Consider the following 12306-nt stretch of genomic DNA (forward strand, 5'->3'; position numbering starts at 1 on the left):
TAAATTACAATCTTGAAAGTTATTTGGCAGAAGTAAATTTCTCAATCTCATCTATCTAAAGGAATAGTAAAACATATATCTTGGGATTATCTAATTAGGACAGTAAACACTTTAAAATTCCTGAAGTTATTGTATTTAGGCTAGCCTTCATAGTATTAATGTAAATATGTAAGGGTTTTATTACGTAAGCAATCAGGCGGGGAGTTTGGGGTGTTCCAGTTTCACCACTCTCTATTTTTAATTAGATTTATTTCTATGGTGTCTACAATCTCAAGTCACTTTTGCTAGCGTAGTGATATAGAGTTTATCGCTCCCCAGTAAACGGCTGGAAGCAAAAGGATTAATATGGCTCATTTAAATCAGCGTCGCTCCCAAAATGTCAACGGCGATTTTTATGTAGATACTACTTGTATTGATTGTGATACCTGTCGCTGGATGGCTCCTGAAGTATTTTATGATGTTGACGATCAATCGGCTGTTTATCATCAACCAACTAATGATGCGGAAAGATTAGCAGCGCTTGAAGCACTTTTAGCTTGTCCTACTAGTTCTATTGGCACAGTTGAAAAACCAAAAGATATCAAAGTAGCTCAACAACAGTTTCCAATATTAGTAGCGGAAAATGTTTACCACTGCGGCTATCATTCTGAAAAATCTTACGGTGCCGCTAGCTATTTAATTCAACTTCCAGAAGGTAATATTTTAGTGGATTCTCCCCGGTTTACGCCGCCTTTAGTCAAGCGTTTAGAAGAACTGGGGCCAATTCGTTATATGTATTTAACTCATAAGGATGATGTGGCAGATCATCAAAAATTTGCCGAGCATTTTCAGTGCGATCGCATCCTTCATGCTGATGATATTACTGCGGATACTCGCAATGTAGAAATACAGCTAACTGGTTCTGAACCATTTACTTTGACACCAGATTTATTAATTATCCCTGTTCCTGGTCACACCAAAGGACAAACAGTCCTACTTTATAAAAATAAGTTTCTGTTCACAGGCGATCATCTCGCTTGGTCAGAAAGCTTGCACCAACTGGCTGCATTCCACGATTTCTGCTGGTATTCTTGGTCAGAACAGACTAAATCGATGCGTAACTTGGCTAATTACTCTTTTGAGTGGGTGCTACCAGGTCATGGGCGAAGGTTTCATGCTGATAGGGAAACCATGCGCCAGCAGATGCACAAGTGTATTGAATTAATGGAATCTTTGGATTGACATTAGATAACTGACTTTCCTCACGCGATATGGAAAAACCTAACCCCCTTTCCGACGCGGGAAGCTACCGTGTATACACAAGTCGAATTACCCCCCTTAATCCCCCCTTGTAAAGCAGGGCCGTTTCGTTCCCTCTCAAACAGGATTTGTCAAGATAGTTAGCAATAAAAATCATCAGTATGGGTAACGATGAAACAGAATTTTCAGCACATAAATAACAGTGTGATTGTCTATTTTCTTGATACGTAGGTAGCAAAATAAAATTGATTATTTTGCTACAACCCTTGATTTTTCAAGCTTATTAGGGAATGAAACAGCCCTGCCTTGTAAAGGGGGAAACCGGAAAATCCAGTTCCCTCCCCTTTCCAAGGGGAGGGTTAGGGTGGGGTAAAATCGATATTTATCAACTGCGTCGTATGCCGAAATAACAAATGCGTTGGCGTAGCCCGCCGCAGGTATCGCCATGATTGCAACAATTTAGCTTTGTCACGCCGTCGATTCCCACCGCAAATCTTTGGTGGATGAAGTTTTTCAGACTTATGTGTACACCGTTCCTCCTTTTAGGAGAGAGATTTAGAGAGAGGTCAGCCTCTATTGCATACAAACCAGAAGCGCTATAACCTGGGTTTTAGCACCTTTTTACCCAGACACGGATTATGAAAAAGCTGATCAACAAGCCGGAAGACTTTGTGCGGGAAAGTCTAGAAGGTATGGCGGCGGCTCATTCCGATTTAATTAAAGTAAACTACGATCCCACTTTTGTCTATCGAGCCAATGCACCTATTCCGGGTAAAGTAGCAATTATTTCAGGTGGTGGCAGTGGACATGAACCAATGCACGCTGGCTTCGTGGGCAAAGGAATGCTTGATGCCGCTTGCCCTGGTGAGGTTTTCACTTCACCTACTCCTGACCAAATGCTAGAAGCAGCAAAGCTTGTAGATGGAGGCTCAGGTATCCTTTATATCGTCAAAAATTACAGTGGCGATGTGATGAACTTTGAAATGGCAACGGAGTTAGCCCGTAGTGAGGGCATCCGATCGCTAAATATTTTAATTGATGACGATGTAGCAGTGAAAGATAGCCTCTATACCCAAGGACGGCGGGGTGTGGGAACAACAATATTGGCGGAAAAAATTTGTGGTGCTGCGGCTGAGGCTGGGTATGATTTGCCACAAGTAGCAAATTTATGTCGCCGTGTAAATCTGAATGGGCGGAGTATGGGAATTGCTCTAACATCTTGTACAGTCCCAGCTAATGGAACGCCGACATTTGAACTGAGCGATCGCGAAATTGAATTAGGTATCGGTATCCACGGTGAGCCAGGAACAGAACGCACAGCTATCAAATCAGTAGATGAGATTACCGAAATTTTAACGCGATCGCTCATTGAGGATGCAGCATACAGCCGTACACTTCGTGAGTGGGATGAAGACAAAGGAGAATGGGTAGATGTAGAACTAACAAATCTACCATTTGCCAAAGGCGATCGCTTATTAGCTTTTGTCAATAGTATGGGTGGAACCCCAATTTCCGAACTGTATATTGTTTACCGCAAACTCGCCCAAATCTGCGAACAGCAAGGATTGCAAATTGTGCGAAACTTAATCGGCCCTTACATCACATCTCTAGAAATGCAAGGTTGCTCTATTACCCTGTTGAAATTAGATGACGAAATGATCCGCCTATGGGATGCACCAGTCAAAACAGCAAGTTGGCGCTGGGGAATTTAACTAATTACGAATTATTATGATAACTCAAGCGCAGATATTACAGTGGTTGCAGGCTTATGCAACCGAGATAGAGCAGAATAAAACCTATTTGACAGAATTAGATGCTGCGATCGGAGATGCTGACCACGGGATCAATATGGATCGCGGCTTCAAAAAGGTAAGCACTCAGTTACCAACTCTTACAGACAAGGACATCAGCAGCATTCTCAAAGCTGTGAGTATGACCTTGATTTCTTCCATTGGCGGTGCTAGTGGCCCTCTTTATGGCACTTGGTTTTTACGAGCCAGTACAGCAGTAGTTGGTAAGCAAGAATTAACAGAACAAGATGTTTTAGGACTACTCCAAGCAGGCTTAGATGGGGTGCTGCAACGTGGTAAAGCGCAACTAGGAGACAAAACGATGGTGGATGTGCTGTCTCCATCTGTAGCCGCTTTTGGGCAAGCTGTAGAAGAAAGTAAGGGAACGCTGGAAGCTATGCAACAGGCTGTAGTAGCAGCTCAAAAAGGGTTGCAGGAAACTATACCAATGCAAGCGAAAAAGGGACGGGCTAGCTACCTGGGGGAACGGAGTATCGGACATCCAGACCCAGGAGGAACTTCTACTTATTTGATGTTGAAAAGTTTGTTAGGGGTATTGGAAACCTAAACATTACAACTTATCTAATTATCTGATTCACAACAGATGCACTCTGAATAAGCCATTTACCTCGTTGTCGAATCAAATCATACCGAACTCGCAAATTCTCGTTAGAAGAGTTTTTAAACTGACCATTTTCATATAACTGCGTCGCTTCCTTCACCGTAGCTACCACTGCGGCACGATCCGCAAATAAATCAATTTTCTCTACAGATTCTACCTTTACGCTATGGTCGTACTTGCGGTAGCGGTTGTCAGACCTAGCCTGTTGAGCGATCGCCCGCCATTGAGACAAAGCTGAACCAGTTAAAATCTGCTCTAAATTATTAATCTCATGATTCGGCCCTAAAGCTTCGGCTTTAGTAGATAGCCAAGTGCGAATGATTTGCTCTGCCGCAGTATCTGTTAAAGGGCCATCTAGTCCTTCTGGTGGACTATTTGGAGGGGGAATAGATATTGGTGGTTGATTTATTTGTACAAACAACTGTGAAGGAGGTACAGATCGTGTAGGAAAAAACAGATTTTTTAACCATCCAAAAGTTGTTGTGGCTAACACCCAGAAAACTAAAATACTCACTAAAGAAATAAATATTCTCCATACCAGCCGTGTTTTCCCTTCTATGGTGTTAGCAAAAGTTCGCCGCCGCCGAGGACGACGAGAATGGGGACGATTATCCGGTACACGCTCCCGGATAGTAGATGGAGTAGGTTTTCTCCGCCGACGCTTTTGGTTATGAGCAGGTGTAGCACTTTTAGCTGAACCGTTCAAATTCTGATTAGTGTCTCTGTTCGTCCGTTCAGCAGCAGGAACCTCTGATTTTACACTCCCAGATGAATTCCACATCGGTGGTGAGAAGTTTAAATGTTCTGGTGTTTCTGGTAAATCTAGGTCAGGTGTTCTGCTGTGGTTAAATTGCTTTGAAGTCCTAGTCGAATTTTTAGGGAAAGGCGAATTATTTGTCTGCGGCTGAGGAAAATTTTGGGGGTTAATTACAGCCCACTCATTAGTTGTTTCTGCATCCGTTGGCAGTGCTTCTAAATAAGCTTGTACCTGTCGATTAGCAAAGTAATCTTTTAGAAACGCTTGCTGGTTGGCTAAATCTCGAAAATGCGGAAATACTTCGTGTTGCAACCACTGTTCTGCATATAGACATAGCCCTGGTAACAAATCGGGAGAGTCTTGAGATTTTTCTCTAATAAAAGCTAAAGCTTCGTACTCCTGACTAAGTTCTAAAACACGAGTTGCTTCTTCAGTTTGTCCCAATAATAATGCACATAGCGACTGTTCTAAATGTACATCTTGACGCTTACCCAGACGTATGAGCATTTGCCTTGCTTGACGAATTAAAGCAGGTTGACGTTGAGCAAATCCCCGTGCTATCAAGGCATAAACAGCTAAGTAAGTGGCAACAGCAGAATTACGTTTGCTTTGGGCTTCAAATAACTTGTGCTGCTCGGCGACTGTTAAGTGGTTGCGTAACTGCTGGATAAATCGCAGAAAGTCATCTATATTTAAACCAGAATCATCATTATTGGTGCCATCAATCCCGCCACGATCTTCTAAGAGGTTTTGCAATAATTCTAAACCTTGGCTTCGTTCGGCAGTCTTCTCTTGAGGTAGTGCCAACAACTCCAAAATTCTATATGGCCGCAATTTATAAAGATCCGCCTGAATTTCTGCCTGGACACTGGCGAACAACCCTTCGCGTACTAACAGTTCTTGACCAGTTTCTAAAGATATGGCGGCATTTTCATAGTGACCTTGTTGCCACTGTTCGCGACCTAATTCTAGACAAGCAAGGGCGACAGTGAGAACGACATCAGGATGTTCAGCACTTTCGTGTATTTCTTCGTCTGCTAAATTATTGCCCTTTCTTGCACTTGTAGCACCATTTTTATTTACCAGGTACGGGCGACCTAGTTTTAATACAAGTTCGTATTCCCCTAACTCCTGCAAAATTAATAAAGCGCCAACCAACTCGTCTTGGGTAATTTCGATACCCAGACTCTGAGTATCACTACCCCTTTTGGTGCTTTCTGGACGATTTTCCAGTGCTACTGCGGCAGCAGCAAGGTTATCAGGGTCATAGGCGTGAGCAAGATAAAGCTGATCGTAGGTACTGCGTTGTTTTGGATCTGATAAAACCACGTAAGCTTCTTCTATGAGTTGTTTACGAGAAGAAATTGCTGCCTGAGAATACTCACGTCGAGGCAATTGTACAATGCGATCGCTGTATGCCTGTCGCAATTGTTCTTCACTTGCCGCTAACGGTAGTCCTAAAATTCGGTAGTAATCTAGCGGAATTCGCACAGCCTACTTCCCCTGCACCGCGATCAACATAATGTCACCTAGAGCTTTCCAGGCCTGTAAAACCGTGCCATAAAAATGCCGTATAGAATTTACTCTACAAGTGTATATTGCAACAACTTGTTTTGTACCTTCCCGAAATTTTGAGTCACATTTTAGTACTAATTTTTTGCTTTCGCCTAGAAAGCCTCAATTGTTTGTTTTAATTCTTAGTATTTTTGTTTAACACAACTATTATCAGCCTTCGATACCACAAACCACAACTACCGCTTTTAATCACGGCATAATTGTTGTGGCTGGAAGAATCTATTGATGATTGATTTTTTTGGGACTTTCCCACTAGAACGGTAACAAAAATACCACTATTGGGGATTTACACTGATAACAAGAGAATGAAACTATATCATAATTTACCTTTAATTACAATTACCTATTTGGGTATTATAGGTTTTTGTCTCCTTTTTTTTTTAAATTGTTAATGGATATGCAGAAAGCAGTCTATCTTGATTGCTAGTCTATGAAGGGGAATATTTAAGAGTGCTGAGTTTTGTTAGCGGATAGCTAAGGTTTAGCCTGTGCTGAGTTCTGAGTAAGAAGTAATGAGTAAGACGTAGTACTTATGAATCTTTTCCTAAGTACTCACTACTCGTAACTGATTTGATGCCTAATCGGTCTAATTTTACTTTTTACTCAGCACGGGCTGAACACCCCGCTTCCGCTAACGGTACTCAGCACTATTTTGGTGAGAGAGAAAAACCCAAAGCGGTAAATATTGCCGTTAGAGTCAAATCCTCACGGGGCATCAGCTGAAAAGTTAAAAATCAAAAATCAAAAATTCAGCTATTCCCTAAGACCCTTTTTTGGTGCATAAATAAAGTTTGTTGAGTCTTACAAACGCTAGCCTGTTAAAAGCTGAGGTGTTATCAGACCAACTTATTTAAGACCGTAACTTTAAGTTGTACAACAGGGATACTCAAAAATAATGGTTCAAGAGCGTACTTTACCCACTTTTAATCCTGCTACTACGCATATTACAAAAGAAGAAGGGTTACGGTTGTATGAGGACATGGTATTAGGGCGCTTGTTTGAAGACAAATGCGCTGAAATGTACTACAGGGGCAAAATGTTTGGTTTTGTCCATTTGTACAACGGTCAAGAAGCCGTTTGCAGTGGTGTTGTGCAGTCAATGCGACCGGGGGAAGATTACGTTTGTAGTACCTACCGCGACCACGTTCATGCTCTGAGTGCGGGAGTACCAGCAAGAGAGGTAATGGCAGAATTATTTGGCAAAGCCACAGGTTGCAGCAAAGGGCGCGGTGGTTCCATGCACATGTTTTCTGCCGAACATCGCTTGCTGGGTGGCTATGCTTTTGTGGCTGAGGGAATTCCTGTAGCAGCTGGAGCGGCTTTTCAAAGCAAATACCGCCGCGAAGTGCTGGGAGATAAAAATGCTGACCAAGTGACAGCTTGCTTTTTTGGCGATGGTGCAGCTAATAACGGTCAGTTTTTCGAGACGTTAAATATGGCAGCCCTATGGAAACTGCCAATTCTGTTTGTGGTCGAAAATAATAAGTGGGCCATTGGGATGTCTCACGAACGAGCGACTTCCCAGCCAGAGATTTATAAAAAAGCCAGTGTCTTTAACATGGTGGGCGTGGAAGTAGATGGCATGGATGTACTAGCAGTTCGAGCCGTGGCTCAAGAAGCTGTAGCCCGTGCCCGCGCAGGTGAAGGCCCAACATTGATTGAGGCGCTTACCTACCGCTTCCGAGGTCACTCCTTGGCTGACCCAGATGAAATGCGAAGCAAAGCTGAGAAAGAATTTTGGTTCGCCCGTGACCCAATTAAGAAGTTAGCAGCTTATTTGCTGGAGCAAAATCTCGCAGATGCAGGAGAAATCAAAGCCATTGACCTTAAAATTCAGGATGTAATCGACGAAGCCGTTAAGTTCGCCGAAAGCAGCCCCGAACCAGATCCAAGCGAGTTATATCGTTTCGTGTTTGCAGAAGACGAATAAACAGTGCTGAGTTATGAGTGCTGTTAGCGGATAGCTAAGGTTTAGCCCGTGCTGAGTACTTTTTATTCTACTCAGCACTCAGCACTCAGCACTTGGTACTCAGCAACTCCATCTTACCCAGGACTAAAATTTGTGTTTAGCATTGCAGTTCAAAAGCAACAATACAAGACCTATATTCTTTCTGACGAAGCCGCTGGTTCTCAGTTGGAGGTCGTACCCGAACGCGGCGGTATCATCACCCGTTGGCGCATTCAAGGACAAGAAATTTTCTACCTGGATAGTGAACGCTTTACTCACCCTGAGTTGAGTGTCAGAGGTGGGAATCCAATTTTGTTTCCTATTTGTGGCAATCTACCAGATAATACTTACACTCATAACGGTCAAAAATATACTCTCAAGCAACACGGTTTTGCTCGTGAATTGCCGTGGAAAGTAACAGAACAAGAAACTGGAGATAAAGCTAGTCTCACTGTTGTCCTTGATAGTAATGAGCAAACTAAGGCAGTTTATCCTTTTGATTTTCAGCTGGCTTTCACCTACGAGCTTCAAGGTAATACCCTAGAAGTCCGCCAGCAGTATAAAAACTTGTCATCTACATCAATGCCCTTTTCGGCTGGTTTCCATCCCTACTTTCTGTGTGGTGATAAAACTCAGTTAGAGCTTGAAATTCCCTCTAAGCAGTATCAAGACAATCAAACTAAGGAAATTCACTCTTTTGACGGCAATTTTGACTTTAGCCGTGATGAAATTGATTTTGCCTTTGGACAGCTAACGAGTCAATCAGCCACCGCGATAGATCGCAGTCGGAAGTTAAAACTCACGTTGGATTATGATGATTTCTCTACCTACCTGGTATTTTGGACAGTCAAAGGCAAAGAATTCTACTGTCTAGAACCGTGGAGTGCCACCCGTAACTCTCTCAATACAGGTGATAACCTGACTGTGTTAGCACCAGGAGCTAGCCACAGAGCATCTGTAAGGTTGACGGCTAATTTTTTCTAAACCCCTTTACAAATCTACAGATGTATATGCTATGATTGCAAAGTTGCGAAATGCAGCGAAAGGGTCGCTAACTCAACGGTAGAGTACTCGGCTTTTAACCGATTAGTTCCGGGTTCGAATCCCGGGCGACCCATATAGAAGTTTATTAAATAATGTAAAGAAGCGATCGCTCCTCTTTGTAATTGGAGGAAGGAGAATTTGGGATACTGGGCTACCAGAGCTACTAATTCTAGGGTATCTAAATGTACAGCAATACAGAGCAGGTGTAGGGCATAGTACAACAGTAGAGAGCAAATATAGAACATATTTGTAGTAACTATGGCGTAAAGTTTTTCAACATAGATACACCACACTAGTTATAATTTCCTATAAGTTGAAAAAACTCTTAAGATTTAGCGTAGTGATTACGCTTTTCTCAGACCGACTAGCTGACAACCACATTAGGAGGACTATCTATGGCGCTTGTACCACTGCGGCTGCTGTTGGATCACGCAGCTGAAAACGGTTACGGCATCCCAGCTTTCAACGTTAACAATTTGGAGCAGATTCAGGCAATCCTGAAAGCTGCTGTCGAGACAGATAGCCCCGTAATTTTACAAGCTTCACGCGGCGCTCGTAATTATGCAGGAGAAAACTTCCTTCGCCACCTGATTTTGGCAGCGGTAGAAACCTATCCTCACATTCCCATTGTTATGCATCAAGATCATGGGAATGCGCCTGCTACCTGCTACTCAGCAATTAAGAACAACTTCACCAGCGTGATGATGGATGGTTCTTTAGAAGCTGATGCGAAAACTCCCGCTAGCTTCGAGTACAACGTCAATGTTACCCGCGAAGTTGTGAATGTAGCTCATGCTTTGGGTGTCAGCGTTGAAGGTGAACTCGGTTGTTTGGGTTCTCTAGAAACTGGTGCTGGTGAAGCTGAAGATGGTCACGGCTTTGAAGGTACACTCGACCACTCACAACTGCTAACCGACCCCGATGAAGCTGTTGACTTCGTAGAAGCAACCCAAGTAGATGCTTTGGCTGTTGCCATCGGCACAAGCCACGGTGCTTACAAGTTTACCCGCAAGCCGACTGGTGAAATTTTGGCCATTAGCCGCATTGAAGAAATTCACCGCCGTCTGCCTAACACCCACTTGGTAATGCACGGTTCTTCTTCTGTACCTGAAGATTTGCTTGCACTGATTAACCAATATGGTGGCGCAATTCCTGAAACCTACGGTGTACCTGTAGAAGAAATCCAAAAAGGCATCAAGAGTGGTGTACGTAAGGTAAATATCGACACCGACAACCGTTTGGCTATTACTGCTGCTGTACGTGAAGCTTTGGCTAAAAAACCAGAGGAGTTTGACCCCCGTCACTTCCTCAAGCCTTCTATTACATACATGCAGAAGGTTTGTGCTGAACGCTATCAGCAATTTGGCACAGCTGGCAACGCCAGCAAGATTAAGCAAATTTCTTTGGAAGATTTTGCTGCTAAGTATGCTAAAGGTGAACTCAACGTTGTTACCAAGGCAGCTGCTAAAGTTTAATTTTGACAACCAACTAATAAATAGGGGCATAGCACGACTATGCTCCTAAAAAACTGAGGATTTGAATGTTGTCAGAAACCGGGTAAACACCCGGTTTTTTGTTGTATTCATAAGGGCTAGGAATGGGGAATGGGGCATTGGGCATTGGTCGATAATCAATAGTTTTTCTTCCCCTGCTCCCCCTGCTCCCCCTACCTCCCCTGCTCTCTACTCCCTAGAACACCCGATGTTGTAAAGAAGGCATTTGACGGCGGACTTGTTCGAGCCTAGTAGGTTTGATTTCTGCGATCGCAATTCCCGGTTTTTCTCCAGCATCAGCTAAAATTACACCCCAAGGGTCAATAATGACCGCGTGACCGTGGGTTAGACGACGGGCGTAGTTATTCCCCGTTTGGGCGGGAGCAATGACGTAGGCGGTATTTTCGATGGCTCTGGCTTGTAGTAGTACTTGCCAGTGGTCTTTACCTGTAAAGGCGGTAAAAGCGGCGGGAATAAATATAACATCGGCTCCCTTATCTGCCAGATGACGATACAGTTCTGGGAATCGGACATCATAACAAATAGAAAGCCCTAAATTACCGAGCTTTTCTGAAAAATACACGGGGGGCAGTTGTGTACCAGCTACAACCGTGCTGGATTCCCGATAGGTGTTGCCGTCGGGGACATCAACATCAAATAGGTGTACTTTGTAGTAGCGGGAAAGTTCTTGACCGCTAGGGTCGATGAGTAGAGTTGTGTTATAAACTTTGCCTGTATTATCTACAGGAACTGGAAAGCTGCCGCCCAAGATGGTAATTTGAAAGCGTTGAGCCATTTTTTTGAGAAATTTTTCACTTTCAAGAGCGATCGCATCACCTTGTGCGAGTTTATCTTTTTCTTCTCCCATATAGGAAAAGTTTTCTGGCAAACCTACCAATTCAGCACCTTGACGCACGGCAAGCTCTATTAATTCTTCTGCCTGTGCCAAATTTTTATGTAAATCGGGCACACTGGTCAATTGAATAGCGGCGGCTAAATAAGACTTCATAGATTCAACAACAAACAGTTGATTTATGGAAGATAGATTATCAAAATATATCGCTACTTCAAAATCTGTGGAACTTAATTAGAAATCCATCAGGGTTCCTTTTCTTTAACAGACTTGTTTTATTGCTGCTTTTAATCTTCCTCTGGGTTCTAGCAAACTGAGCAAGATAAAGATTAGGTTTGCGATCAAACCCTGATAAAGGCTATCTCCTGTGGATACTTCTATTCTCATTCAAACATTTATCGCTGTGTTTGTCTTGGCGGATGCTATAGGCAATATACCGATTGTTTTAGTTTTGACTAAGGGCATGATGCCAGACCAAAGAAACAAAGTTATAGATAAAGCAATTATCATTGCGATCGCAGTTCTTTTGCTATTTGCCTTTGCAGGGCAAATAATTTTAAATTACTTGGAAATCAGTATCGGCTCTTTGCGAGTAGCAGGAGGAATATTGTTGCTGTTAATTGCTTTGCAAATGCTACGGGGAGAATTAGATCAGCCGATTATTGAAGAAGGACGCGATGTCGCAATTACTCCACTAGCTTTACCACTGTTAGCAGGGCCCGGTACTTTGACAACGGTGATGTTGCTGATGTCGAAATCACAGAGTCCGCATATTGCTGTGGCGGTGGGTATCTTAGGGGCAATGTTTATCACTTGGTTGATTTTGCGTTTAGCAAATCTGATTGACCAGTGGATTGGTACAGAAGGTGGAGTAATTGTGACTCAACTTTTGGGTTTTCTGTTAGCGGCCCTAGCAGTGGAAATTGGTAGTACGGGAATTAGGGAGTTGTTTTTGAGGTAGAAAACTCCTAAAAAAATATTCTGG

10 protein-coding genes and 1 tRNA gene are annotated in these 12306 nt (G+C 43.1%); 9 read left to right on the forward strand and 2 right to left on the reverse strand.

Going from position 1 to position 12306, the window contains the following annotated elements; translation table 11 throughout:
* The first annotated feature begins 345 nt into the window (after positions 1 to 345).
* From V7K44_RS10310 to dhaL, 3 genes are all read left to right on the forward strand, one after another.
* On the forward strand, positions 346 to 1221 hold the full coding sequence (locus tag V7K44_RS10310) for an MBL fold metallo-hydrolase (protein WP_334931144.1): 876 nt from the start codon (positions 346 to 348) through the stop codon (positions 1219 to 1221).
* A 656-nt stretch (positions 1222 to 1877) separates the two neighbouring features.
* Complete coding sequence (gene dhaK / locus V7K44_RS10315) at positions 1878 to 2951, forward strand: dihydroxyacetone kinase subunit DhaK (protein ID WP_334931146.1); 1074 nt, start codon at positions 1878 to 1880, stop codon at positions 2949 to 2951.
* 16 nt (positions 2952 to 2967) lie between these two features.
* Positions 2968 to 3597, forward strand: coding sequence for a dihydroxyacetone kinase subunit DhaL (dhaL, locus tag V7K44_RS10320; protein ID WP_334931148.1), 630 nt, complete (start codon positions 2968 to 2970; stop codon positions 3595 to 3597).
* A gap of 10 nt (positions 3598 to 3607) precedes the next feature.
* Here dhaL and V7K44_RS10325 read toward each other — a convergent pair whose 3' ends face one another.
* Entirely contained in the window at positions 3608 to 5899 is a 2292-nt protein-coding gene (locus tag V7K44_RS10325) for an IMS domain-containing protein (protein WP_334931150.1), read from the reverse strand.
* Positions 5900 to 6556: 657 nt separating this feature from the next.
* Here V7K44_RS10325 and V7K44_RS10330 point away from each other — a divergent pair.
* From V7K44_RS10330 to fba, 5 genes are all read left to right on the forward strand, one after another.
* A complete protein-coding gene (locus tag V7K44_RS10330) occupies positions 6557 to 6706 on the forward strand; it encodes a hypothetical protein (RefSeq protein WP_334931152.1) in 150 nt (49 codons plus the stop codon).
* 172 nt (positions 6707 to 6878) lie between these two features.
* Positions 6879 to 7913 (forward strand): pyruvate dehydrogenase (acetyl-transferring) E1 component subunit alpha, encoded by a 1035-nt coding sequence (gene pdhA / locus V7K44_RS10335; RefSeq protein ID WP_094348061.1) that lies wholly within the window; start codon positions 6879 to 6881, stop codon positions 7911 to 7913.
* 132 nt (positions 7914 to 8045) lie between these two features.
* A complete protein-coding gene (locus tag V7K44_RS10340; RefSeq protein ID WP_334931154.1) occupies positions 8046 to 8915 on the forward strand; it encodes an aldose epimerase family protein in 870 nt (289 codons plus the stop codon).
* Between the two features lie 61 nt (positions 8916 to 8976).
* Positions 8977 to 9048: transfer RNA gene (locus tag V7K44_RS10345), tRNA-Lys, on the forward strand.
* Positions 9049 to 9370: 322 nt separating this feature from the next.
* The gene (gene fba, locus V7K44_RS10350) at positions 9371 to 10450 is read left to right on the forward strand and encodes a class II fructose-bisphosphate aldolase (protein ID WP_100898838.1); all 1080 of its coding nucleotides are present in this window, start codon (positions 9371 to 9373) and stop codon (positions 10448 to 10450) included.
* A gap of 214 nt (positions 10451 to 10664) precedes the next feature.
* Here the strand turns inward: fba and V7K44_RS10355 are convergent, their stop codons facing one another.
* A complete protein-coding gene (locus V7K44_RS10355) occupies positions 10665 to 11477 on the reverse strand; it encodes a carbon-nitrogen hydrolase family protein (RefSeq protein ID WP_334844146.1) in 813 nt (270 codons plus the stop codon).
* A gap of 211 nt (positions 11478 to 11688) precedes the next feature.
* Between V7K44_RS10355 and V7K44_RS10360 the strand changes: the two genes are divergently transcribed.
* On the forward strand, positions 11689 to 12282 hold the full coding sequence (locus tag V7K44_RS10360; protein WP_334931157.1) for a MarC family protein: 594 nt from the start codon (positions 11689 to 11691) through the stop codon (positions 12280 to 12282).
* The last annotated feature ends 24 nt before the right edge of the window (positions 12283 to 12306 follow it).

The organism is Nostoc sp. (genome assembly GCF_036917235.1).
Taxonomy (GTDB): Bacteria; Cyanobacteriota; Cyanobacteriia; order Cyanobacteriales; family Nostocaceae; genus Nostoc.